General features: G+C 46.9%; 21 protein-coding genes. 11 read left to right on the forward strand and 10 right to left on the reverse strand.

Annotation, left to right across the window (positions count from 1 at the left end):
* Positions 1-32 precede the first annotated feature (32 nt).
* Positions 33-869, reverse strand: a complete 837-nt coding sequence (locus NSS66_RS11340; protein WP_023990905.1) for a methyl-accepting chemotaxis protein — start codon at positions 867-869, stop codon at positions 33-35.
* 200 nt (positions 870-1,069) lie between these two features.
* Positions 1,070-2,305: a peptidase T gene (gene pepT, locus NSS66_RS11345; RefSeq protein WP_023990904.1), complete on the reverse strand. Its 1,236-nt coding sequence runs from the start codon at positions 2,303-2,305 to the stop codon at positions 1,070-1,072.
* A 180-nt stretch (positions 2,306-2,485) separates the two neighbouring features.
* Here pepT and NSS66_RS11350 point away from each other — a divergent pair, with 180 nt between their 5' ends.
* From NSS66_RS11350 to gpmA, 5 genes are all read left to right on the forward strand, one after another.
* Complete coding sequence (locus NSS66_RS11350; protein WP_025721381.1) at positions 2,486-3,550, forward strand: LacI family DNA-binding transcriptional regulator; 1,065 nt, start codon at positions 2,486-2,488, stop codon at positions 3,548-3,550.
* A 200-nt stretch (positions 3,551-3,750) separates the two neighbouring features.
* Positions 3,751-6,045, forward strand: a complete 2,295-nt coding sequence (locus tag NSS66_RS11355) for a glycoside hydrolase family 2 protein (protein ID WP_340958954.1) — start codon at positions 3,751-3,753, stop codon at positions 6,043-6,045.
* Positions 6,046-6,288: 243 nt separating this feature from the next.
* Positions 6,289-6,576 carry a hypothetical protein gene (locus tag NSS66_RS11360; RefSeq protein ID WP_023990901.1) on the forward strand — a complete coding sequence of 96 codons (288 nt, stop codon included), beginning with the start codon at positions 6,289-6,291 and terminating at the stop codon, positions 6,574-6,576.
* 148 nt (positions 6,577-6,724) lie between these two features.
* Positions 6,725-7,465 carry a Bax inhibitor-1/YccA family protein gene (locus NSS66_RS11365; RefSeq protein WP_071558073.1) on the forward strand — a complete coding sequence of 247 codons (741 nt, stop codon included), beginning with the start codon at positions 6,725-6,727 and terminating at the stop codon, positions 7,463-7,465.
* A gap of 134 nt (positions 7,466-7,599) precedes the next feature.
* Complete coding sequence (gene gpmA / locus NSS66_RS11370; protein ID WP_025721385.1) at positions 7,600-8,349, forward strand: 2,3-diphosphoglycerate-dependent phosphoglycerate mutase; 750 nt, start codon at positions 7,600-7,602, stop codon at positions 8,347-8,349.
* 64 nt (positions 8,350-8,413) lie between these two features.
* Here gpmA and NSS66_RS11375 read toward each other — a convergent pair whose 3' ends face one another.
* Positions 8,414-9,907, reverse strand: coding sequence for an alpha-amylase (locus NSS66_RS11375; RefSeq protein ID WP_023990898.1), 1,494 nt, complete (start codon positions 9,905-9,907; stop codon positions 8,414-8,416).
* Positions 9,908-10,170: 263 nt separating this feature from the next.
* On the opposite strand from NSS66_RS11375, the gene NSS66_RS11380 reads away from it, so the two are divergent.
* Positions 10,171-11,004, forward strand: a complete 834-nt coding sequence (locus tag NSS66_RS11380; RefSeq protein ID WP_076156590.1) for an HNH endonuclease — start codon at positions 10,171-10,173, stop codon at positions 11,002-11,004.
* Positions 11,005-11,028: 24 nt separating this feature from the next.
* Here the strand turns inward: NSS66_RS11380 and NSS66_RS11385 are convergent, their stop codons facing one another.
* Positions 11,029-11,424, reverse strand: a complete 396-nt coding sequence (locus tag NSS66_RS11385; RefSeq protein WP_023990896.1) for a rhodanese-like domain-containing protein — start codon at positions 11,422-11,424, stop codon at positions 11,029-11,031.
* 501 nt (positions 11,425-11,925) lie between these two features.
* On the opposite strand from NSS66_RS11385, the gene NSS66_RS11390 reads away from it, so the two are divergent.
* Positions 11,926-12,357 carry a DUF1641 domain-containing protein gene (locus tag NSS66_RS11390; RefSeq protein ID WP_013312528.1) on the forward strand — a complete coding sequence of 144 codons (432 nt, stop codon included), beginning with the start codon at positions 11,926-11,928 and terminating at the stop codon, positions 12,355-12,357.
* A gap of 27 nt (positions 12,358-12,384) precedes the next feature.
* Complete coding sequence (locus NSS66_RS11395; RefSeq protein ID WP_023990895.1) at positions 12,385-13,566, forward strand: NAD(P)/FAD-dependent oxidoreductase; 1,182 nt, start codon at positions 12,385-12,387, stop codon at positions 13,564-13,566.
* Between the two features lie 104 nt (positions 13,567-13,670).
* Here NSS66_RS11395 and NSS66_RS11400 read toward each other — a convergent pair whose 3' ends face one another.
* Entirely contained in the window at positions 13,671-16,226 is a 2,556-nt protein-coding gene (locus tag NSS66_RS11400) for a LamG-like jellyroll fold domain-containing protein (RefSeq protein ID WP_076156585.1), read from the reverse strand.
* 330 nt (positions 16,227-16,556) lie between these two features.
* Here NSS66_RS11400 and NSS66_RS11405 point away from each other — a divergent pair, with 330 nt between their 5' ends.
* Positions 16,557-17,354: a copper amine oxidase N-terminal domain-containing protein gene (locus NSS66_RS11405; RefSeq protein WP_340958957.1), complete on the forward strand. Its 798-nt coding sequence runs from the start codon at positions 16,557-16,559 to the stop codon at positions 17,352-17,354.
* A 79-nt stretch (positions 17,355-17,433) separates the two neighbouring features.
* Here NSS66_RS11405 and NSS66_RS11410 read toward each other — a convergent pair whose 3' ends face one another.
* A complete protein-coding gene (locus NSS66_RS11410; RefSeq protein WP_076295221.1) occupies positions 17,434-18,477 on the reverse strand; it encodes a stalk domain-containing protein in 1,044 nt (347 codons plus the stop codon).
* A gap of 255 nt (positions 18,478-18,732) precedes the next feature.
* Positions 18,733-18,909: a CsbD family protein gene (locus NSS66_RS11415; protein WP_068939077.1), complete on the reverse strand. Its 177-nt coding sequence runs from the start codon at positions 18,907-18,909 to the stop codon at positions 18,733-18,735.
* A 156-nt stretch (positions 18,910-19,065) separates the two neighbouring features.
* Here NSS66_RS11415 and NSS66_RS11420 point away from each other — a divergent pair, with 156 nt between their 5' ends.
* Both NSS66_RS11420 and NSS66_RS11425 read left to right on the forward strand, forming a co-directional pair.
* The gene (locus NSS66_RS11420) at positions 19,066-19,581 is read left to right on the forward strand and encodes a DUF2179 domain-containing protein (RefSeq protein ID WP_023990890.1); all 516 of its coding nucleotides are present in this window, start codon (positions 19,066-19,068) and stop codon (positions 19,579-19,581) included.
* A 119-nt stretch (positions 19,582-19,700) separates the two neighbouring features.
* The gene (locus NSS66_RS11425) at positions 19,701-19,913 is read left to right on the forward strand and encodes a cold-shock protein (RefSeq protein WP_023990889.1); all 213 of its coding nucleotides are present in this window, start codon (positions 19,701-19,703) and stop codon (positions 19,911-19,913) included.
* Between the two features lie 155 nt (positions 19,914-20,068).
* On the opposite strand, the gene NSS66_RS11430 is transcribed toward NSS66_RS11425, so the two are convergent.
* From NSS66_RS11430 to NSS66_RS11440, 3 genes are all read right to left on the reverse strand, one after another.
* Positions 20,069-21,082 carry a substrate-binding domain-containing protein gene (locus NSS66_RS11430; RefSeq protein WP_023990888.1) on the reverse strand — a complete coding sequence of 338 codons (1,014 nt, stop codon included), beginning with the start codon at positions 21,080-21,082 and terminating at the stop codon, positions 20,069-20,071.
* 247 nt (positions 21,083-21,329) lie between these two features.
* Complete coding sequence (locus NSS66_RS11435; protein ID WP_023990887.1) at positions 21,330-22,529, reverse strand: glycoside hydrolase family 130 protein; 1,200 nt, start codon at positions 22,527-22,529, stop codon at positions 21,330-21,332.
* Entirely contained in the window at positions 22,526-23,701 is a 1,176-nt protein-coding gene (locus tag NSS66_RS11440; protein WP_071558074.1) for an AGE family epimerase/isomerase, read from the reverse strand. Before NSS66_RS11440 ends, NSS66_RS11435 begins: the two co-directional genes overlap by 4 nt.
* Positions 23,702-23,863 lie beyond the last annotated feature (162 nt).

Consider the following 23,863-nt stretch of genomic DNA (forward strand, 5'->3'; position numbering starts at 1 on the left):
GATCAGTGTGCTCCCCTTTTTTATCCCAAGATTTATTTTATGGCATACGAAGTCAGGTCATTGGCCAGATGTTGCATCGTTTCACTCGCCTTTTGCATACGCTCCATCACTTCAGTGAAGGAGCCTACCAGAGTCGCCTGCTCCTGAGAAGAAGAAACAATTTGCTCAATTTCCTGCTCCATTTGACGAATGGAGTTTTGTACATCCTTAAGGGCTCCTTCAATATCGACCGTCGCCTTTTTGGATTCTACGGATAGCTTGCGCACCTCTTGAGCGACGATACCAAAGCCTGCTCCTGCTTCTCCTACACGTGCGGCTTCGATCGCTGCATTCAATCCAAGCAGGTTGGTCTGATCGGAAATTTCCTTGATGAACACAGCTACCTGATTGATTTTACCCGAGTTTTGTACGGCGATTTGAGTGTTTTTCAAAATCTGTTCACTGGTTGCCTGAAGCTCCTCGGAATGAGCCGCTACATGCTGTACCATATCAATGAGCTGCTCGGTGATGGAGCGATTCTCGGATACGATTTGATCCAGTTGATTTTTGTTAGTCAAATTATAAGAGGCCGCAAATGCTGCGATGACTTCACCTTTCTCGTCAAATACAGGGATACTGATCATATCAAGAGGAAACCCTAGAATTTCAGCAGGAATGTGGGTCAGGCTGGCCTCACGTCCATTTTTAAGCATGGCAAAATCTTTATAGTCCTCGAGCAGCTCCGAGCCTGTTTCAAAGCCGAGATCCATACCCTCCGATTGGGTATACATAAGGACATGAGTGCGGTCGAAGAGAGCAAGGGTCACTTTCTCACGCATAATCTGTTGTATGTAGGGAATGGCTGCAATTAATGCATCTATTGTATTCAAATAGATAACCTACCTTTCTTTACTAGATATATTTTTTATAGTCTCGTATATAGTTGTCGGTCTAAAGACGGATAAAAGTTATAAAGATATTGAAAATTTAAAGGGAAATGAAAGCTTCAGAAAAAAAGGCATACCGTTTCCATTAGGGAACGATATGCCTTCTATTTAATCTTAACGTGTCAGTGCTGTGTATAGGTAGTTCACTTGCCGCGTTGCTCGAACAGTTGTGCGATTTCCACAATAACCTTGGTAGCAAGTACCATGTTGTCCACCGACACATATTCAAACTTACCGTGGTAGTTCTCCCCACCTGTAAAAATATTCGGTGTAGGCAGTCCCATGTAGGATAGCTGTGAACCGTCTGTACCGCCACGAATCGGCTTGATAATAGGTTCGATATTCAGCTTCGTCATTGCTTCATAAGCGACATCGACGATATGCTTGACTGGCTCTATTTTCTCTTTCATGTTGTAATACTGATCTCTCAGCTCCAGTGCAATACGGTTTTCTCCATATGCGGCCTGCAGCTCTTTGACTACATTTGTTAAATAAGCTTTCCGGTTTTCAAAGCTCTCGCGGTCAAAATCACGGATAATATAGTACAGTTTAGCTTGTTCTGCCGTACCTGTAGACTCCAAGAGATGATAGAAGCCATCATATCCGTCTGTATATTCCGGGGCTTCGTTTGCAGGTAACCGACTATGCAGCTCCATAGCGATTTTGGCAGCGTGGATCATTTTGTTTTTAGCCGTACCGGGATGCACATTCACACCGTGAATGGTAATATGGGCGGCTGCGGCGTTAAAGCTCTCATACTCCAGTTCTCCGAGCGGTCCGCCGTCTACCGTATAGGCATATTCAGCGCCAAAAGCGGCTACATCAAAGCGTTCCGGTCCTCTTCCAATCTCTTCGTCCGGTGTAAAAGCAACGCGAATTTTGCCATGTTGAATTTCTGGATGGTCAATCAGGTAGTGGATAGCTGTCATGATTTCTGCGATCCCGGCTTTGTTGTCTGCACCGAGCAGGGTGGTACCATCTGTTGTGATCAGGGTGTGGCCTTTATATTGAGTCAGTTCGGGAAACTCACGTGGAGAAAGAACCACACCAAGCGAAGCATTCAGCGTGATATCGCCCCCATCATAGTTTTCCGTCAATTGCGGCTTTACCCCTGCGCCAGTCAGCTCGGTAGCCGTATCGAGGTGAGCGAGAAAACCGATGACGGGAACCTCTTTATCCGTATTGGAAGGAAGGGTTGCCATCACATAACCATGATCATCAATGGTTACGTCTGTCATACCAATGGCTTTCAATTCGCCCACCAAAAGGTTGCCCAATGTGAGCTGTCCGGGTGTAGTGGGGCAAGTGTGGCTGCTTTCATCAGATTGGGTATCTACCTGAACATATGTAGTCAGGCGGTCAATCAGTTCCTGTTTCAAAGTGTGTATCCTCCTTGGTGTCATTTCTATTATGGTACGTATTTTATCATGATTAGGCTTATAATATGAAAAAAATGGTTGACCCTTTTCGGAATGACGGGTTGTGTTGCACAGGGGAGACGAGTAAGATAATAGTAAAATAAAAGTAAAAATAGAGTAAAACCATTAAAGGAGTCTGCAATGCCTACGTTAAAAGATATCGCCCAGGAGGCAGAGGTTTCGATATCCACGGTCTCCCGAGTGCTGAATTATGATGAAACACTGTCTGTTTCTGAGGAAACGCGGCGTAAAATTTTTGAGGTTGCCGAGCGCATGAAATATACGACGGTTAAACGTAAAAATGGCGGTATTGGTCGTCAGCCCCGCAAGAAGGCAGAGGGACCCATCCGGTTGGGCATGGTGCACTGGTTTAGCGCGTACGAGGAACTGGAAGACCCTTATTATCTGTCTATCCGGTTTGGCGTGGAAAAAGAGTGCCGCCAAAGCGGGGCGCAGCTGGAGCGTATTTTCAGAAGAGAGGACCTGACTGCGCTGAAGGCGTCATCCGAAGGGCTACATGGGCTGATCGTGCTGGGGCATTTTAGCAGCGAAGAGGTAGAACGTATGCTGGAACTGCCCATTCCTTGCGTCTTTCTGGATCATCCGGTAGAGCGAACAGGGGCAGACTATGTGGTCATTGACCTTGCTCACGCTGCGGCTGATGCACTGGATTATTTGATGGGCGCAGGCCATCGTCACATCGGATATGTAGGTATGGGCAAGGATGAGCAGTCCCATGATTCCGAACGAGTCGAGTTAGATGCCCGCTATGAGACGTTTTTGCGGTATCAGGAACAGCACAGGCTGTGCACGTCGGATGATATTCATGTGTGCGGCGGAACGGCGGCAGACGGCTTCCGTGCGATGGAAGCGGCTATTCTGGCAGGAACAGAAAGCCTGCCTACAGCCTTCTTTGTCGCGAGCGATTCGGTGGCTATTGGGGTGTTGAAGGCGCTGGAGCAGCATCACCTTGCGGTGCCGGAACGTATCTCAATTGTTGGCTTCAATGATATTCCGACAGCGGAATATTTGACCCCATCTCTGTCAACGGTCAAAACGCATACCGAACTGATGGGAGAGACGGGCGTTCAACTCTTGCTGCATACGGTACGCAACGGTGCAAACGAGGTGGGGCGCAAGGTCATCATTCCGACCGAGCTAATGATTCGCAACAGCAGTGCGCCGCTACATACCGATACCCAATAAAATCGACGTTATTGATTTGGACAGCCCCGGCTTACCGGGGTTGTTTTTTTGATATAAAAAGATACAAAAATGGATTGACAATTGCCTTGTAAATGCTTACATTGAACATATATTTATTTTACTAAGTTTTACTCGTTATTTTTACTCAAATATTTTACTATGGTATAAGAGTGAAAAATAAAAGGTTGAGGTGACTGCCCATGCGTACCATTTTGCCGTTGAATGACCAATGGTTTTATCTTCCTGAATATGTCGAGAGAGAAGTAAGCGCAGGCATTGATGCAAGTCGGTATGAGCCAATTCAGCTGCCGCACACCAATGTAGAGCTTCCGTATAATTATTTTGACGACAAGGCATTTCAGTTTATTTCTACGTATAAAAGAGAGTTGAACATTCCGGCAGATGCCAAAGGTAAGCGAGTGTATGTTGATTTTGAAGGAGTCATGACCTATGCCCAGGTATTTCTAAACGGGGTAAAAGCGGGGGAGCATAAAGGTGGATATACACCGTTCAGCGTTGAATTAACCGAACTTGCCGAATATGGCGGCCCCAATGTGCTCACGGTCATTGTCGATTCCACGGAACGGGACGACATCCCTCCCTTTGGGGCAGTCATTGACTATCTGACCTATGGCGGTATTTACCGCGAAGTACAGCTGCGAATAGTGGAGCCTGTACATCTCGGAACGGTATTCGTCCAAACACCGGAGCCGCTTGCGGCAAATAAGGCGGTGCGCGTGGTCGTGGAGCTGGAGGGCATCAGCGATCAGCAGGACGACTTGACGGTCGCGCTGCAATTGCTGGACGGAGCGAGCGTGAAGGCGGAGACCGGGCTGGAAGCGGTGACGGCGGCGGAAGTAACGCTGGAGCTGAAAGAGCTGGGCGGCCTGCAACTTTGGGATATAGATGATCCCAAGCTATATGAAGCGAAGCTGACGCTGCTACGAAGCGGAGAAGAGTTGGATCAGGTGACCGTGCGCTTTGGCTTCCGCGAGGCCGAATTTCAGCCGGACGGTTTTTACTTGAATGGGCGGAAGATCAAGCTGCTTGGCTTGAACCGTCACCAGTCCTATCCGTACGTTGGCTATGCTATGCCTAAAAGAGCGCAGCGTCGTGATGCAGATGTGCTCAAGGAGGAGCTGGGGCTGAATATGGTACGGACATCCCACTACCCTCAGTCCCGTCATTTTCTAGACCGTTGTGATGAGATCGGATTGCTCGTTTTCGAAGAGATTCCGGGTTGGCAGCACATTGGCGGTGAAGCGTGGAAGGAGCAGGCGGTGAGGGACGTAGAGGACATGATTATCCGTGATCGTAATCATCCCTCCATTGTAATCTGGGGGGTACGAATTAATGAGTCGCAGGATGACCATGATCTGTACACGCGTACCAATGAGCTAGCACGAAAGCTAGATCCGACCCGTGCTACGGGTGGTGTGCGTTATATTGTAGGCAGTGAGCTATTGGAAGATGTATATACGATAAATGATTTTGTTCATGATGGTGGGCACAAAAAATATTTGGCTAAGGAAATCCGCAATTTTGATACGTATGACGATACAGAAGGCGTAGATGGCGAAACGACAGGCTTGCGCCAGCCGTCTCTCGTTACAAAGCTGGATCATCCGGTCCCTTATCTGGTAACGGAATATAACGGGCATATGTACCCGACCAAGCGTTTTGACCAGGAGGAACGGGTAATGGAGCATGCACTGCGCCATACGCGGGTCCAAAATGCTTCCTATGCCGATGAGGGCATTGCCGGGGCGATTGGTTGGTGTGCTTTTGACTATAACACGCATGCTGATTTTGGTTCCGGTGATAAAATCTGCTACCACGGTGTCATGGATATGTTCCGCCTGCCTAAATTTGCAGCGAGTGTGTACCGGAGCCAGAAGAACGTCGAACAGGAAATCGTTATGGAGCCGGTCACTTACTGGTCGCGTGGTGAGCGGAATATTGGAGGCATCGTGCCGCTGGTTGTGTTCACCAATTGTGATGAGGTGGAGTTCATCTACGGTCATGAGCGCAAAGGTGTTTATCGTCCGAACCGAGAGAAGTACCCGGCGCTTCCTCATCCCCCTGTCGTGATCGACGAGCTGACAGGCCACTGGGGCATGAAGTGGGAAGACGCTGTATTCATTGGATACGTAGATGGGCAAGAAGTGACCCGCAAATACTATTCACGTAATCCGGTGCCGACAGAGCTGCGGGTAGCTGCAGATGATATGGTGCTGGAAGTTGGCGATTGGGACGTAACCCGAGTAGTAGTGGATGCGCTGGACGAATACGGCAACGTCTTGCCGTTCTATGCAGATCCAGTTTCGGTGGAGGTCGAAGGGGTGGGTGAATTGATCGGTCCTTCAAGCTTATCCCTAATTGGTGGACGCATTGCATTCTGGATTCGTACGAAGGGGGAGGCTGGACAAATTCGTGTGAAGGTTTCTGCGCCTTCCCGTTTCGGTCCGCAGGAATTGAGCATTCACGTGCAATAAGGGAGCAAAGGCAACATATAATCCTACTAGCCGCTTGTATACCGTTTGAGACTTCCATTATTTAAAAAAGGAGTTGTCCGCAGATTCTGAAAGGGATCTGAGAGGGCAACTCCTTTTTGGCATAGCTTAGGGTATGTTAATCTATCAGTCTTTTAAATTGTGTCTTATTACTGAGTCACTTAACGTTACGCTCATAGATTGGAAGCATAGAATACACTATCAAACGCAAGGGAGGTGAATTCTATGGCGATCCTTTTACCTTCGCAAATCTACAATCTCGCTGCGGGTGTGGGTAAATCCTTTTTTGAAAATTTGAAAGGCGGTAATAATGCTACAATTACCGTGAATAACACGGGTGCCAATCCGGTGGATCTGGTTGTTACACGTGTCAATGCTCCCGTGATCACGTATGTTATCCCGGCAGCCAATAGTCTGACGTTAGAAGTGGCTTTGTTGCTGGTAGCTGCTCTCCAAGCTACTCCAGCTGGAGCTGTGACAGGCACCATCCAAATTGCTACGGCTGATTTTTAACCTGTAACGACCTGACCCTCTAACTCTAGCTTTGCCGTATGGCAAGGTTAGAGTTTTTTTTGTTTGAAATTTTCTGAAACTTTTTTCATATTGTGCCGATATATACATATAGCATAGCAAACAACAACATCGAAAAGGAGTACCCTGTATGAGCTTTAGCAATCCGGTTTTACGTGATGACATCTTTTTGCGCGAAGATGAAAGAGAAGTTAGCGAACAACGCATGACCATCGGAGGAACGGTGAACAAAACGTTGCTTCTGCTGGTTCTGCTCATCGTCTCTGGCAGCATTACCTGGTACATGACCTACGAGGGAACCGTAGAGGTGCTATCCTTGCTGACGGCAGGCTTTATTGGTATGGCAGGCGTAGCACTTGCGATATCCTTTTTTCCAAAAACCGCTCCGTTACTCTCTCCTGTATATGCGATTCTGAGTGGTTTTGCTTTGGGTGGCGTTTCAGCCTTTATGGAGTATGAGTACCCTGGAATTGTAGCCAATGCCATTTTGCTGACCGTGGGTATTTTGTTCTTAATGCTCTTTATGTACACACAGCGAATCATCAAGGTGACACGCGGCTTTATCTCATTCGTTGTCCTGTGTACGATGGCGATTTTTCTGGTGACGCTAGTTGATTTTATTTTGAACTTTTTCGGTATGAATGTTCCGTATATCCATGAAACGGGTTGGCTGGGTATTGGTATTAGTTTATTTATCGTGATCATTGCGGCTTTGAATCTGCTGGTTGATTTCAATTTTATTGAAGAGCAAGCAGATCAAGGTGCACCCAAATATATGGAATGGTATGGTGCTTTTGCATTGCTGGTGACTCTAGTATGGCTGTATGTACGGATTTTGGATCTGTTGGCCAAGTTCAGTAAGAGGGACTAAGTGCAGGGTGAGAAGAAAAGGATGGCTGAATGCCGTCCTTTTTTGTATTAAATAGACGGTTTAAAAATTGCATTTTACGTTAAATACATAGAAGTTGGGTAAAACATAAAGACAGACAGGAGAGGAGTGAGTGTATGTATCAAGTGGTGCTGGTTAGGCATGGAGAAAGCGTGTATAACCGACAAAACCTGTTTACGGGCTGGACGGACGTGGACCTGACTGAACAAGGGACTCATGAGGCCATTGAGGCGGGACGTATTCTCAAGGAGGCTGGATATACGTTTGATTTGGCATTTGCCTCTGTGCTAAAACGATCTATCCGCACGCTGTATCACATCTTGGATGAGCTGGATCATCTGTGGATACCTGTGCAGAAGTCATGGAAGCTGAATGAACGCCATTACGGTGCTCTTCAAGGGCTTAGCAAGCTGGATTCCGCCGTGCAATACGGCGAGGAGCAGGTTCATATCTGGCGGCGTAGCCTAACAGTGCGGCCACCCATGCTGGATGAGAAGGACGAGCGGAGTCCGCATCGGGAAGAGCGTTATCGCAATATTAAGCCAGAAGAGCTGCCGCTTGGGGAAAGTCTGGAGGACACAGTGCATCGGGTCGGTGAGTTTTGGAAGCAGCGGATTGTACCTTTGATTCTCAAAAAGGATCGAGTTATCATTTCTGCACATGGTAACACTTTGCGGGCCTTAATCAAGTATATGGAGAATCTGGACGAAACCGCATTGCTGGATTTGAATATTCCCACAGGCATTCCCCTGGTGTACGAGCTGGATGAGCATATAGATCCCATACGGCGCTTTTATCTCGGTGATCCGAGTCATGTAGAGGCTAAGAAGCAGGCTGTGGCCAACCAAAGCAAGGTAACGGAGTGACTTTCCATACACAAAGAGGACAGGGCGCTTCCTCGCATCCTGTCCTCTTTGTGTTGGGTATAGATTAAGCGTTCGCTTCTTCTTCTGTTTCCTGGCTGTCTTCCTCTGCGGGAAGTGCCCACACCGATACACTGCCGGCACGAACGGGAAATATGCCGTAGCCATCCTGCTCAATCTTTACGGTATGATCGTGACGCCCGGTCAAATCTATCCATTCTTCCGCTGCATGTTGTTTGCCTACGAACATGCGCTTTTCTCCGTCATTTGCGTTGGTGATCACCACAGCACATCCGGAGCCTTCCAGCTCAGGCACGCCTTGACGAACCCATCCAATCGTATGGGGATCATCGAAATAATCTTTTTGCTCACCATAAGCTTTATGGTATCGGGCATATAGAAGCGGGTCTAGCTCAGCCTGCTTGCCTTTGACGGGCGTTTGTCCCTGGATGCCGTAGTAATCGCCATAGAATACGCAGGGATAACCGTCCTTGCGCAGCAAGATAAGTGCATAGGCGCTGGGCTTGAACCAGTCCTCCACCCAGGATTCAAGCGCTTCATGCGGCTGGGAATCATGATTATCGACAAAAGTAACCGAGTTCAGGGGATGGGTATGAACAAGCGTATCCTCGAAAATGGTGCTTAAATCGAAATCCTTGCCACCCAAGGAAGCGCTATGTAGTTTGTAGTGGAGGGATACGTCAAATAGGTCGATTTTATAATCAATGGTATCCAGGAACTTTTGACACGATTCCAGATCCGGTTTCCAAAACTCGCCTACCATATAAAAATCCTGTCCGCGTTTTTTAATCATTTCTGTAGCAAACTCTCGTACAAATTCATGATTAATATGCTTGATTGCATCCAGACGGAATCCGTTGCATTGCAGAGTATCTACCAGCCATTTGCCCCAGCGGATCATCTCTTTGCGCACATCCTGATGATTATAATCAATATTGGCGAACATTAAATAATCATAATTGCCGAATTCATCATCTACATTTTCGCTCCAGCTTTTATTTTTACCTAAAATACGATAGATTCCTGTCCGGTCCTGGCTTGCATCGTAATCGGTTCCGTTAAAATGTTCAAAGTTCCATTGAAATGTGGAATACTGACCTTGACGGCCGGGGAACGTAAATTTAGTCCAGCCCTCGATATCAAAGGGCTCGGAAATGACCTCATTGCGGTTATCCGGATTGACCTCGACGACCTTGAACACTTCGGTTTCATCCGCGCCAGCCTTATGGTTCATAACCAGATCGACATAGACGGCCACACCGTGGCGAACGCAGGCGGCAACAGCCTCCAGCAGGTCTTCCCTGGTTCCGTATTTGGTGCGCACCGCACCTTTTTGGTCAAATTCGCCCAGATCATAAAGGTCATAGACGCCGTATCCCGTATCCTCGGGCGATTGGCCTTTGGTGACAGGTGGAATCCATATCGCGTCAATTCCTTTGGCCTTCAGTTCCGGTGCCAGGCGGGTAAGCTTCTTCCAGTGAGAACCGTCAGCTTCGACATTCCACTCGAAAAATTGCATCATCGTATGGTTCCTTTTCATGTGCGTCCCTCCTTCATATATAACAAGTTACCCACCAAGTGAGGGGGGCTAAACGTCAGACGGTCAATATGATGCTGAATGAAGAACAAGGATCGCTGTATAACGTATGCTAAATCATTAAAATTTGTTATACCTAAGTGTTCCCAACGACTCGGTAGCTAGAAAAGGGAACGTGAAAACGGTAAAATGAATCTAACTTAACAATAGTTCGGGTTTTGGTGAAAACCGTAAAGCACAAGCAACAGAGGAAAGGAGGGGTGGACGTGACAGAACCGCAGCAGAACAAGGATGAAGCGAGCAAACCGCTGATTAAAAAATGTACGTATTGTCAGGAAATGAAACCTTTAACGGACTTTCAGCGCAGAACGGGTCGCCGGGCTGGTCCTTATTCACGGCGTGGTCCTTGCCGTTCCTGCCGAGGGTTGGCCCCGGCCCCGCAAGAACGTGCGGCTACGTCCGCTCCTTCCGGCGAGGAAACGAACCCCGCGGCTGCTCCCGTGACGCAGCATAGCCTTGAAGCAAATACGGCTGCGCACAGCCTGGAGGCGCCACTACCTATGGAGGCACAACGCCCCCGCAGGAAGCTGGTCACGGATAAAGCGCGTGAGCGCCACCGGCAACGGGTTCGGCATCTGCTTAGCAGGCTGAAGCCTGCGGATACCCGGGCATTGCGGCTCAATCGCAATGGCATGATTCGGCTAAGAGGCAAAACCGACCAGGGGAGACGCTGGCATCAAGAGATTGAGCTTGATCTGGCCATGACCCTGGTCAGAGAGCGTATGGCGGTGATTGTTAATCCATACACCGTGCGCAGACTGTATAGCAACAAGGAATTTCGTCAATATGTGCTTAAGCGTGACCGCTATACTTGCTTTTTTTGCGGAGACTACGGTGACACGATTGATCATTTACTGCCTCGGGCAAAAGGGGGGCACACGACGCCGGTCAATTGTGTATGTGCTTGCAATGAATGCAATCAAGTTAAGGCTGCCCGCGATGTAGATGAGTTCATTGAATCTGGTGTGCCGCAGCCGTCTCCTGATGATTTCGAAGCACCTGATAATCCTGATACTTCTGAAGACACCCTACGTACGTAGGGCGATTCTTGGAGCGTAGGTCCCTTAGTACAGTTCTACTTCAAAGCCGGATTCCTTCCAGGCTGTTGTTCCGCCTTCGATAAAAGCTACATTGGTAAAGCCCATCTGCTGGAGTGTATAAGCTGCCAATGCAGCTTGTCCGCCTGCCCCACAAGTGGTGATAATCGGACGGTTGCGGTCACGTAGACGTTCGTCACGCAAATCCTGTGGAACCTCCAAGTCAGCGCGGATGGGCAGCATGCCCAATGAAATATTGGCGCTTCCGCGAATCAGACCGCAAGCGCCTGCATCATGGGAGTCCTGTACATCGATAACGAATGTATCAGGATTTGCCTCCATTCGCTGACGTGCCTCCTGTGAATCAATGCCTTGAACGTGCTGTCTCGCCTCTTGAACCATATCTCCAAATGTTTTAGCCATCGATTTAAACCTCCGTATGAATATATTTTGTGTTATTTTCATATTATCGAACTGAAACGTACGCTCTCTATTACCCTCCTCTAGCATAAAATGACCCTTTTTTTAAGGGAAACTTGGACAAAAATCGAGCTTATTCTAATTTTTATCTAAAATAACAATAAAAATTTTGCAGAAATTTGTGCAAATTTAAAATTTCTTCGACGATTGTGTTGTGAAAGGTGTAATATAGAGGTATAGGGTTCCGTTTCGGCCTGTTGTAGTCACGAAGGAGCGCTTCGTGGGATATTCCGCAGCAGTAACAACAGAATACCGTCTGAGCAATATACAATTGGCATCTGCGATAAATCAGTCTTGCCCTTTAGGGTATAGGCCGGTTTTAGCTGTGCTTCTTGCATGTTTAAGGGCGTGAATTCAATGCACGTTTTATTGCTAGAGTTTATGGATACAGGTTACGAGAAAGGAATGGACTTCTATTTTCACAGTAAAGGAGGACGTTCACGCATGTCTGAAAACCAACAAGAGGTGGCAGTAACACAAGAAGCTACCAAAGAGTCTCGGGATGTATTGGACCAATTGATGAAACCGGAGGTTCAGCAATCGCTGACCGTGCTGGTAGAAAATCTGCCCAAGTTGACTGAGATGGTTACTTTGATGACCGATGCTTATGATGTAGCTCGCAGTCTGGCGACTGACCCTGTCTTTATCGGAGATATGAAAAGCTCCATGGGAGAGTTTGTGAAGCCTGTTACAGATTCGGCTAAAGGATTGGCTTCTGCTGCAATTGAAGCAAATGACCGTGTACAAACTACGGACGGCAGTGTAGGTCTGTTTGGCCTGCTCAAAATGCTTAAAGATCCGAATGTACAAAAAACGCTGCGTTTCAGCCAGGCTTTCCTGGATATTCTGAATGAGCGCCAACGCGAAAGCAAATAATTACCTGATCAAGAACGGAGGATGGACATGTCGAAGCAAATTTTGATCTTGGGCGGCGGATACGGCGGATTGCTGGCCGCTCTTACAGCACGCCAGCATATGGACGCTAGCCAAGCAACCATTACAGTGGTTAACCGCTTTGCGTCGCACCAAATTATTACGGAACTGCACCGTTTGGCGGCAGGTACAATTGCTGAAAAAGCTGTTGCGCTTCCTTTGGAAAAACTGCTGCGTAACAAGGAAATTATCCTGAAAGTGGATACTGTTTCCGAAATCAAGCCTGACGATAAAAAAGTAACCTTGGCCAGTGGCGCTACGTTGAGCTATGACGCTCTCGTTATTTCCCTGGGCAGTGAAACGGCTTACTTCGGTATTCCAGGACTGCAAGAGCATAGCTTCACGCTGAAATCAGTGGCAGAAGCCAATCGCATTCGCGCACATGTGGAAGCTCGTCTGGATGCTTACAAGCAATCCGGTAACCAAGCGGACGCTACAATCGTTATCGGTGGTGGCGGTCTGACTGGCGTTGAGCTGGTGGGCGAATATGCTGACAAATTGCCTGCAATTTGTCGCGAAAAAGGTATTAACTACGAAGATATCAACTTGTATTGCGTAGAAGCTGGACCATCTATTTTGGCAGGCTTCCCTCAACCACTGGTTGATCGTGCAGTAACAAGCCTTGAAAAACGTGGCGTTCAAATCGTAGCGGGTGTTCCGATTACAGAAATGAAAGCTGACGAAGTTCTCTTGAAAGACGGACGTTCGATCAAAACGAACACACTGATCTGGACAGGCGGCGTACAAGGTAATGCACTGGTTGGCGCATCTGGTATCGAAGTAAACCGTGGTCGCGCAACTGTGAATGGTGCGCTGCAATCGACTTCTCACGAAGACATTTTCCTCGCTGGCGACAGTGCAGTGGTGTTCCCGAGTGAAGGCGAGCGTCCATACCCACCAACTGCACAGTTGGCTTGGCAAATGGGCGAATTAGTTGGTTACAACATCTTCGCTTATTTCAACGGAGCGAAAATGGAACGCTTTACACCAGTATTCTCCGGTACACTGGGCAGCTTGGGCAGAACAGACGCGATTGGTACTGTAGGCGCGAATGGCACCCAACTGAAAGGCGCTGTAGCCACTTTGATGAAGGAAGGCAGTAACATCCGTTACTTGTCCCACATCAAAGGACTTTTTGCATTGGCCTATTAATATTTCTTACATTTTATATGGTTCATTGGAAGAGAGCGCTATTCAGCGCTCTCTTTTTTGTAGCTTTTCTTTTCGACACTAGCGATACTCACGATTCATTAGTCTTAATTCACTTTCATCTTCGCTAACTCTGCCACCTGTGCAGGAGGGAGCTCACCTTCAAATATATTCAGCTCATCAATAGATCCTTTGAACGCAGGGTCCCACCAGTTGACACCTAAGCTGAATGTTCCAGATTTAGAGGTAAAGACATCTGGAAATCCTGAGCCGGTAAATTGAATCTTTCCATTCACATACAAGGCTAACATTCCACGATCTACAGTGAAGGCGAGATGTGTCCATTCATTTGTTTTGATCTTTAGGCCGGTACTGCCAGTATACCAAGGTGAGCTGCCGGACCAGACCATTGTGTTATCCTTCTCAGGTCCTCTGGGCAAAAGGCTAATCCAGTGATTACTATCCATAGCTCCAAAGAAAGTTGGTGTATGAACAGTCAATTCGCTTGGTTTTACCCACAGTGACACGGAATATGCTGAGCTGGATATGAGTCCTTCAGGCAGAGCAATGCCCGACTTTCCATCAAGGACTACAGCTTGGCCTCTTACGCCTTCAGCGTAGGACACACTCCCTCCCTGGCGATCGATTCGGTCACCGATAACTTCGCCATTAGCAAAAGCATCTTGCTGATCCTCCAGATTATTTTCAAACGTGTATGACGCAGTCAATGTTGCCTTCTCATAAGGGGATACCGTGATGTTAAAAATTTTGTCCCGACTACGTTCTCCCTTGGTAATGGTAGCTGTCAAAGTGGCAGATGCAGCCTTTTCTCCGATTCCTGGACGCTTGATTTCACCTGTATCCGTAATGACGCTTTGGTCTGAAGTTTTCCAGGTAATCCGGGATTGCCGACTGCCTTCCTTCGGAAGATTCAGGCTAGCCGTCACCCGACTTGTATCGCCAAGATCTAATTCACGATACACACTGTCCACTACTGTCGTATCGGTCATATCAGGGAGCTTGCTGCCCCAAGCCATCTCACCTTTATTCGATAAAACTGTAAACGCCAGGATGTATTGATTCGTAACCTGATCCCATTGTCTTAAGAACACCCCATCCAATACAGCACCATCCAGTGTTAATTGGATATTCGAATCCCCCGACTTGCGCCATGTTCCTTGCACATCGCCTTCAATGGTATGATCTGCTTTAAGCTGAATGAATTGCGTATTCTTGATCGTAGCCGAAGAATCACTGCCATGATTAATATATTGATAATCGCCAATGAATTGTTTCTCATCTAGCTTTGTAAGCGTCTCGCCACCGTAACGATAAGGAGCTACGACGGGCCAGTCCTCCTGATTCATGAACATTTGGTGTACACGCAGCTCATGTGTCTCCCCCTGATGAGGGAATCGGGTATGAAAGACGACAAACATTTGTCCAGTAGCAGGATCGGTGTATACAGAATTGTGTCCAGGGGAAACATAGCCGTAGCCAGTGCCTGTACCGGGGTCACCTATTTTACTATCGAACAAGAAATTACCTATTAACTTGTTGCCATAAGTTATATTTTTGGTGTTTGCTGGCAAAACAGCATTCTGTCCTTTGGCATCTTTATAAGGTCCTGTCGGACTCTTGGAACGGAATAACCTCATGTTATACCCTCCGTCCGCTGCAAGGCCACCGTAGGTTACATACAAATAGTAATAACCCGTCTCCTGGTTGTATTCAATATACGGACCTTCCCCTGACTCACCGTATCCACCTGCGATCTTGGTGCCAAAATAACGATCAATGAGCCGACCGTCTTCTGTAGTTCCATCTTTACCTGGGTACATGGGTTTGCCAGTTGCTTTATCCAGCTCCAGTAAAAATATTCCCCCGGACCATGATCCATACGTCATCCACAAGCGACCGTTTGCATCGTAAAAAACGCTTGCATCGATTGCATTTGGGAACATCCGATTCGCATAAGAACCATCGGTATTAAACCATCCCGGTCTGGGCCCCTCAAGCTTGCCTTCCTTAATAAGTTGTTGAATCGGCGTATTTGTCCATTTTTTATCTACCTTGCTATCTTTATCGAAAGCAGTATCCTTCGTAAAACCAGTGTGTATAATGGTATCCACATATTGATATGGACCCTCGATTTTGGGTGCAACTGCAATGCCGATCGCGGAACGAATGTAGGTGGAAGATACACTATAATAAATCATATATGCCCCTTTTGTCCCATCCTCATTGACATAATGCTCATTCCAAAATACATCGGGCGCCCATACCGAGAATCCTCCCTTACTATCCGCATCATTCTCACCCGCCCAAGCGAAAGATCCGGCCAGATTCTTCGATAAATCCCCGTAAAGTGTGTTCCCAGGCGTGGTGTAACCGTTTGCAAAAGAAGTCCAGTTTGTAAGATCTTTTGACTTCGCCGCAGAGATATGTGACCCAAATACATAATAAGTGTCACCCTCTTTGACAATGGAAGGGTCATGAACCGATACATTAGAGAAGGTTGGCGCATCCTGCTTATTGTTTTGGTCTGGCACCGTTGCCGCCGCGTCTATTGCACCTAATGGTGCGCTTGCGATTGCTAATAATAATGTTAGTGTTATTGCAATACTTTTCCTGACTTTACGTTTAACAAAACTTCTCATCATACACATTTGCCCCTTTCTAAATTGGAATACAGTGATATATTCTGCTTTCATTGCTAAATACCTTTCTATTTATAAATATTATTAATGTATTTATGAATTATATGGCTATAAGGAGGGTCTCGGCATCCAACACCGAGGTATACTTGTAAGATGAATCCTCATTATTTTAGAATGAGCCAAGTGGATGGCATGATTTTTTTAGGTAAAAATTATAAATTATGGTTGACGTTATGTTTTTGTGAGGATAAGCTAGTTATGAAAAATAAGTCGTAAGAACTGTTACTTGAACAAATTTTTGTTTTAGCCTAAACGCTAACAAAGGAGAGCATTATGAAAATCAGACTGTTGGTCTGCCTTATGATTGTACTAAGTTTTGTTACTGCACACTCCAATTCGACATCAGCTCAAGCTCATACCCCGATACACTTGAAGGTCAATGATCATTACGTTTTATACACCTACCCTGCATCCCCCTTTGTGGATAAGAAGGGAAGGCTGCTTATACCGCTCCAAGTGGCTGAGGATATACTGGGCGGTAAAGTAACTTATAATGCAGCGAACAAAACCGCTTCTGTTGATCTGTTAGACCGTAATGTAACGGCAACGATTGGATCACCCGATATATCGGTTAACGGCGAACCCATGACAATGGACACAGTCCCTATCATGCTAAGTAATGCAATGTTTTTACCGGTATCCATTTTGTTGAAAGATACAGATGCGAAGATGGAGTGGGATTCCAAGCGTGGCTTATTGAAGCTAAGGCATGATAGCTTTACGGAAAGTCCAGTTCTTATGAGGTTTAAGGGACAAGACTTGGCCCAAGTCATTGATGCGAATGCATTTGATCTTATTTCCTTTGACTGGGATCAAAGGCAAGGTGTATTGAATATTCATGCTACGTATAAGAGTGACTTATCGCCCGCCTTCAAGCAAATTGACTTTAATCCTATGATTGTATATAGCAAAGGGACCTATACTGTAGATCCTTATTCTAAACCCGGTTCATTTCACAAAGTGAAAATAACCAGCCACGGTCATTTGGTTTATACAATGAATATTGATACAATTGACGCTGATAATGATTATATAAAATATATTACTTCTGTTGGCAGATTAATTAAGTAGTGAAATGTATGTTGCTTGTACATCAAAAAAAAGCGACAAAGGCTTTGTAGCCTTTGTCGCTTTTTTTGAAAGATTAATCTTAGAAGGTAATAATTTGGCTGCTGTTTCCTTTATTGCGTACGTATCCCACGACTTTGGATACAGACTCTCTGTCTTTAAGATAATTAATAACGCCGTCTGTCAGGTTATTTTTTTGATTGTTGGAAAGTTTATTCCAGTCATCCGAATTTACATAGACATCAACGGTGGCTTCACTGCTATCACCTCTTACGGTGAAATCAAAGCCGACTCCGCTATAGGTGCCATATCTATCGGACAAATTACGTTGGATCGTACTTGTATCCAGAGTAGAGGCTAATTTCTTAATTGTCACATCACCTTTGCTGTTGGTTGTAAAGGTTGCTAATTTATCTCTATTACTGGAATTTTTCACTGTGCCTTCAATATCGGCATCTTTGTACTCTTTCAAAATATCATCCACGATGTCCTCCAGGTAGCTTTCCCTTCTGCTATCGGATAGATCATCCCATCTGGATTTTGTCATTTCAATGGTTACTGTAATATCGCTTTTGTTACCATCCAGCGTAATATCCGAGTTGGTGTTGTAGGAATCGCTGTAATCCTTGTTCAGTTGCTTTTGAAGATCTTTCAAGGTGCTAGAGCTGCTTTTGCTCGCGTCATCTTTTAGCGTCTGGTTGTCTTTTTGCAATTGAGCAATGGTAGCGTCCTTCGTCGTGTTCGCTGCTTTCGCTGTGTTGAGCTCTTGAGTCAGCGTCGTAATCTGGTTGTTCAACGCCGTAACTGTAGACTGATCAATCGGAACGCCGTTGTCGGCAATGACTACGCGTTTGTTTGTACCATCCCATGTTACCTTTTTATCCAAAGCTGTACCTGCCAGCTTCAGTGGGATATACGTTACGCCATCCAGCAGGAACGGTTCTGTTTTGGCATCATAAGGAACCTCGGTTCCGTTGTAGATGATTTTGATATTGTTATATACTGCTTGGATCGGCTTAGTCACTTGTGCGGCATATGTGGATTGGCTGAAAAGAGCCCCGGATATGGCCAAGGCGGATACGGCAGTGATGATGACAGGTTTTTTGATAGATTTCAGTGATTTCATTCGTTGGTCTACCCCTTTATTTAAGAATTATAGCCTGGTTCATAGACTAGAGTAACATTAATGCCTACAAAATCCAACAGGTTGGAGAGTCATTATGGGTCGTGCTTATATTGGTTAGACGCAACAGCAACCGTAAAAGTTGCCCTGTTTGCGCAAAAGTTTTTCCAAAAGTATCCGAACAACACAAAACAAGCCCGCTGCACAAGACAGCGTGACTTGTTGGTAAAATAGTGCGTCGAGGTTATCCATTCAGGATTATTTGCCGTCCTTCAGTTTGCCTGCTGTTTCCTGAAGATGGCCTTTGGCCTTATCCAGTTTACCTTCGGCTTGAAGGGACTTATTATCGGTAGCGTTCCCGATTTGGTCCTTGATTTCACCTTTGGCTTTGTTCACATTACCTTTGATTTTATCGCTAATTCCGTTATCCTTCATGTTGTAGCCCTCCTTATGTGATCGAACTTTCATTCAGCATGCTGTAGTTAGTCATTACCCGAGTGAGGGTAATACGAAACCAGAGGCTGTATATCACAGACGGGGGTATAATGTTGGATACAGGTTAAATCAGAACGTGAAGTGGGGAGTGAGCGCATGCTCAAAATTTTATTGTTTATTCTCGTTATTCAAATTATTTACGTATCGGCGTATACACTACGCATGATTCTGACGTTGAAAGGACAGAAGTACATTGCTGCGCTCATTAGCACCGTGGAAGTTACGGTCTATGTGTTGGGCTTGAATGTTGTGCTTAAGTACCTGGATCAAGTGGCAAGTCTTGCAGTATACGCCATTGGCTATGCATTGGGCATTCTTATTGGAGCATGGATTGAGGAAAAAATAGCGCTTGGTTATGTCACCGTTAAGGTGATCAGCAATGAGATCAATGGAGGAATTGCCAATGCGCTACGGGACAAAGGATACGGTGTTACAGCCTGGCTGGGCAGTGGACGTGATGGAGAGCGCCTGGTGATGGAAATTTTGGCTAAACGGAAAAACCAGAATAAGCTGTATCAGTCCATTCTGGAGCTGGATCCTAAGGCTTTTGTCATTACGGTAGAGCCGAAGCAATTTCATGGCGGCTTCTGGACCAAGGCTATCCGTAAATAAACATTTTGGTAAATTGCGCATATTTTTTGGACGTTAGAGCATATTAATACCCGGACAGGTGGAAATTAACAGTAAGCCGACAGGGGATATTACCCTATAAAAACCGAGGGGGGATATAGATGTACAGACGCCAGGCCCCGGAAATCATTCCAGAGGAAAATACGGCTATTTGGTCGTGTACAAACGAGGGTTGCAACGGTTGGATGCGAACGGATTTCACCTTTTTGAACGAGCCTGCTTGTCCACTTTGCCAAGCCTCGATGGGGCAAGAAATGCGGATGCTGCCGATTCTCAATCGGGCGGGCAATTCCTTTGTCGCCCAGCGCTCCTAATCCAGGATTTTGCAAAATCTACAATTGAATGTGAGTACGATGATCACACTGCAGAATTTATGAACGTCAAAAGCCGCTCCAGCGACATGCTGAGCGGCTTTTGGTTGTGGGAATTAGAGTAGGGGTGACCTGTCCCCAAGTAAGGTATGCATTGATCATGGTCTCTGGATGGGCTGCACGGAATCACGATATACAATATGTCCCTGCACCAGGACTCGACCAAAGCGGCTACCGGGATGGCTTATTTTTTTCATCATCGAATCAATCGCGGTACGTGCCATCTGCTCGATGTCTACTCCGACCGTGGTCAGTTGCGGAACAATAAGAGTGGCGTATACATCGTTGTCAAAGCCGACCACAGAGCAGTCTTCAGGTACGCGGTATCCCAGACCAATGAGCTTATGCACCAGATTGTGAGCGACCTGATCGCAGTTACATACAAAGGCAGTTGGTAGCGGCTGAGGAAGCTCCATTTCAACATAAGTACCTTCGTCGTCCCGGTCACTGAGCACCCACTCGTTACGGAGGGGCAACCTGTGCTCCAGCAAGGATTTATAGTAGCCGAGGAAACGATCCTGAATACTACTGGTGGAATAGATATTACCCACATATGCAATATCCCGGTGTCCCTGGGCGATCAAATAGTTGGTCAGCTCGTAGGCTCCGTAAAAATTATCCGTCACCACGGAGTCGATATCGGCATGCTCATCATAAAAATCGAGAAACATTTTGGGGAGGTCCATGGTTTGTACAAGCTCAATATATGGCTTGCTCACTTGGCCCAGGAGAATGAAGCCGTCCACCTTGCGGTCGTAATAGATACGTGGCAGATTAAGCTGTTCTTCGTCTTCGCGATGGAGGATGTGAAGGATGCCGTAGTAGCCGTATGGCTCCAGTGCCCGTGAAATTTGCTGGTAGATGTGCAGATAAAACGATTGGCCAGGGCCGGTAAAACGTTCAGGGATGACAACACCAATGTTATAGGTGAGGCCCTCCTTCATGGACTTGGCAACGGTATTGAAACGATAACCCATTTCTCCTGCGAGCGTCTTAATACGCTCTTTTAGCTCCTCGCTAACCCCATCCTTGTCATTGAGCGCCTTCGACACGGTCACGCTGCTTACTCCCAGCTTATCTGCAATATCCCGCATCGTTACGTTGCTCTTCATTCCTGTTCCGCCTTCCAATTTTAAAAAGATAAGCATTTTGCCTAATCCAGAGAATGGATGCAAAATGCTGGGGAATATATCAGTAGCTTAGCCGCCTGTAAAAATCCAAAAGACTTAGCAGGGTTGCTGTCCTGTAAAGATACAAAGACTGGCAGCATGGCTGCCCATAGAACAACTATTAGCCTGCGGGTAACAGTTGTTCTATGGATAGTATACATGGTTCCGCAAGCAGGATAAAGCCTGCGGCTTATGTCCGCTGGGAAGGACGGGAGTGTGCTTGCAATAGCGCTTCATTGTGATGAATTAGCTCACGACGAACAGCGGCGCTGCTGAGAGAGCGCAACGGGTCGGATGGTGTATTGAAGGTGTAGTCCTCCAGTCGAGCGATGGTGGTCGTCGCTACGTGGATACGGGTATCACTGGATGCGTAGTAAATAAAGACTTCATCTTGTTCGTTAACGACTGCCCCATTGCAAAAAATAACATTCGAAACGTCGCCCACGCGTTCCTCATCATAAGGAGCCAGAAAGTGCCCGCCGGGCTTAGCGATGACGCGCGTAGGGTCTTCCAGACTGGTGGCAAAGGTATACAGCACATACCGCAGCCCAGCGGCCGTATTGCGTACCCCGTGAGCGATATGAATCCAGCCGCGACTGGTTTTGATCGGGGCAGGGCCCTGACCATTCTTGGCTTCGTACACCGTATGATAACAACGCTCATCAATGACGGTTTCGTGTTCAATCACGGGTTGTGTAATATCTTTGCACAGGCCGAAGGCGATGCCTCCGCCCGAGCCGGTGGAAATAAATCCGTCCTGGGGACGAGTATAGAAGGCGTATTGACCGTCCACAAATTCAGGGTGCAGGACAACGTTGCGTTGCTGTGGGGACTGGGTAGTGATGTTGGGAAGCCGGGTCCATGTACGAAGATCACGAGTACGGACCAGTCCGGCCTGAGCGACAGCACTGGAGGTATCGTGAGGTGGTGCGTCAGGGTCTTTTTTCTCTGAGCAATAAATACCGTAAATCCAGCCGTCCTCATGCTTCACCAGCCGCATATCGTACATATTTGTTTCTTCTGGGTCGATATCCTCCCATACTAGGGGGGCGTCAATGAATCGAAATTGATCAATGCCGTTATCGCTCTCTGCTAAAGCGAAAAATGATTTTCGATCCAGTCCCTCGGTACGCGAAACAAGAATGTATTTTCCTTCATGATAGATTGCCCCTGGATTCAATGCCGCATTTACACCCAGCCGCTCCATGAAAAAGGGATTAGTTTGCGCATCCAGATCAAACCGCCAGTGAAGTGGAACATGATGGCGTGTGAGCACTGGATAGAGGTAGCGTTCGTAGATACCATTATAAAAGGTAGCTTTAACCTCATTGGGGCGTGTAATCAGTTCCTCTTGCTGCAACCGCAGCTCATTGTATTTGCTATGGATCATTGGTTTTCCATCCTTTCTAGCATTTCTATGCAAAATCGGCTGTTGTGATAAGGGCACTTCCAGGGTCCTGCAATCTCTCTCGCATCAGGCTTACCATCCGCTTGAACTGACCAGAACCATTCGCCTCCGGGGCGCGGATCGATGATATATTGCCGGGTATAGGACCATAGATTTTTCACAATTTGCAAAAAACGTTCGTCTTTTGTACGTTGAAACGCATTGTAAAAACCAACCATCCCCTCGGCCTGTACCCACCAGATACGTGAGGTGTCTACTCGCTCTCCTTCCCGCTCATTGATGAGCGATCCGTCTGGCTGAACAGCGCGCTCTGCTACCGCATTGGCAATATCCATCACCATATCCACGTATTCTGACGGGTAATAACCCAGCACACTCATAGCGTCCTCAATCAACCAGCTGGCTTCGATGTCGTGACCATATGAGGTCAGGTCAAGCAGAGAGCGCCATTCACGGTCGAAGAATACCCCCAATCGTCGGGCAGAAGCATCGTAAACACGATGATATAAAATATCCAGTACGTTCGTCAGCGCATTTCGAACCTCTTCATTTGGCCAGACGCGCAGCAATTGGGTATACGCCTCCAAAACATGAATATGCGTATTCATGGTGATATGCGCGGTAACCCCATTTTCGCTGAGTAGCTCATTAGGCTGCGTGTTCCACAAGCGGTCATATTGTTCGCCGTATGCCTGTCGGGTGCGATCATATCCTTTTTGCTCCAGCAGATGGAACAGCTCCATAGCTAGTGGTAATGCATTCGGGTCGTCTGTGGCACGTGCATACTCTGCTATCGCATAGATCGCAAATGCCTGCGCGTATACATGCTTGCACGTGTCCACGGGTTGCCCGGTGTAGTCCACCATCCAGTACATTCCTCCATGTAATGGATCAAGCAGGTGATTCCGCAGGAATGTGAATGCATGTCGTGCGGCTTCTGCATAGGTATTTTCCCCTGTTACACGGGCAGCCGCCGAGAATGACCAGAGTAGCCGTGCAGTGGCAATCCCGCCTTTGTCGGCTTGGTTATGAGTGTGCAGATCCACGTCCACCTCGCCGTAAAACCCACCGTGTGTCTCATCCTTCAGTCCAAGCCAGAATGGGAGTATGTGCTCCTTCCATTCCTGTCTAATTTCGTCCAGTAATGTTTCCAAGAGACAAAGCCTCCTTCGGAAAATGAATTATTAGGTTATCGTTAACTTTACAGGATTATCATATCTAGCTGTTTGTAAACTGTCAACCATGCTAAATTGGTGTTTTTTTATAAGATGTGACCCATTCCACTTTACAAAAAGAATATTGCAATTGACATAGTA

The organism is Paenibacillus sp. FSL R10-2748, from assembly GCF_038005565.1.
GTDB classification, from domain to species: Bacteria; Bacillota; Bacilli; order Paenibacillales; family Paenibacillaceae; genus Paenibacillus; species Paenibacillus polymyxa_B.

What these genes read in the sequence shown, in the direction of transcription:
- NSS66_RS11350 (WP_025721381.1), top strand. Translation starts at nt 2,486, where the DNA reads ATGCCTACGTTAAAAGATATCGCCCAGGAGGCAGAGGTTTCGATATCC.
- NSS66_RS11355 (WP_340958954.1), top strand. Translation starts at nt 3,751, where the DNA reads ATGCGTACCATTTTGCCGTTGAATGACCAATGGTTTTATCTTCCTGAA.
- NSS66_RS11360 (WP_023990901.1), top strand. Translation starts at nt 6,289, where the DNA reads ATGGCGATCCTTTTACCTTCGCAAATCTACAATCTCGCTGCGGGTGTG.
- NSS66_RS11365 (WP_071558073.1), top strand. Translation starts at nt 6,725, where the DNA reads ATGAGCTTTAGCAATCCGGTTTTACGTGATGACATCTTTTTGCGCGAA.
- gpmA (WP_025721385.1), top strand. Translation starts at nt 7,600, where the DNA reads ATGTATCAAGTGGTGCTGGTTAGGCATGGAGAAAGCGTGTATAACCGA.
- NSS66_RS11375 (WP_023990898.1), bottom strand. Translation starts at nt 9,907, where the DNA reads ATGAAAAGGAACCATACGATGATGCAATTTTTCGAGTGGAATGTCGAA.
- NSS66_RS11385 (WP_023990896.1), bottom strand. Translation starts at nt 11,424, where the DNA reads ATGGCTAAAACATTTGGAGATATGGTTCAAGAGGCGAGACAGCACGTT.
- NSS66_RS11390 (WP_013312528.1), top strand. Translation starts at nt 11,926, where the DNA reads ATGTCTGAAAACCAACAAGAGGTGGCAGTAACACAAGAAGCTACCAAA.
- NSS66_RS11395 (WP_023990895.1), top strand. Translation starts at nt 12,385, where the DNA reads ATGTCGAAGCAAATTTTGATCTTGGGCGGCGGATACGGCGGATTGCTG.
- NSS66_RS11400 (WP_076156585.1), bottom strand. Translation starts at nt 16,226, where the DNA reads ATGATGAGAAGTTTTGTTAAACGTAAAGTCAGGAAAAGTATTGCAATA.
- NSS66_RS11405 (WP_340958957.1), top strand. Translation starts at nt 16,557, where the DNA reads ATGAAAATCAGACTGTTGGTCTGCCTTATGATTGTACTAAGTTTTGTT.
- NSS66_RS11410 (WP_076295221.1), bottom strand. Translation starts at nt 18,477, where the DNA reads ATGAAATCACTGAAATCTATCAAAAAACCTGTCATCATCACTGCCGTA.
- NSS66_RS11415 (WP_068939077.1), bottom strand. Translation starts at nt 18,909, where the DNA reads ATGAAGGATAACGGAATTAGCGATAAAATCAAAGGTAATGTGAACAAA.
- NSS66_RS11420 (WP_023990890.1), top strand. Translation starts at nt 19,066, where the DNA reads ATGCTCAAAATTTTATTGTTTATTCTCGTTATTCAAATTATTTACGTA.
- NSS66_RS11425 (WP_023990889.1), top strand. Translation starts at nt 19,701, where the DNA reads ATGTACAGACGCCAGGCCCCGGAAATCATTCCAGAGGAAAATACGGCT.
- NSS66_RS11430 (WP_023990888.1), bottom strand. Translation starts at nt 21,082, where the DNA reads ATGAAGAGCAACGTAACGATGCGGGATATTGCAGATAAGCTGGGAGTA.
- NSS66_RS11435 (WP_023990887.1), bottom strand. Translation starts at nt 22,529, where the DNA reads ATGATCCATAGCAAATACAATGAGCTGCGGTTGCAGCAAGAGGAACTG.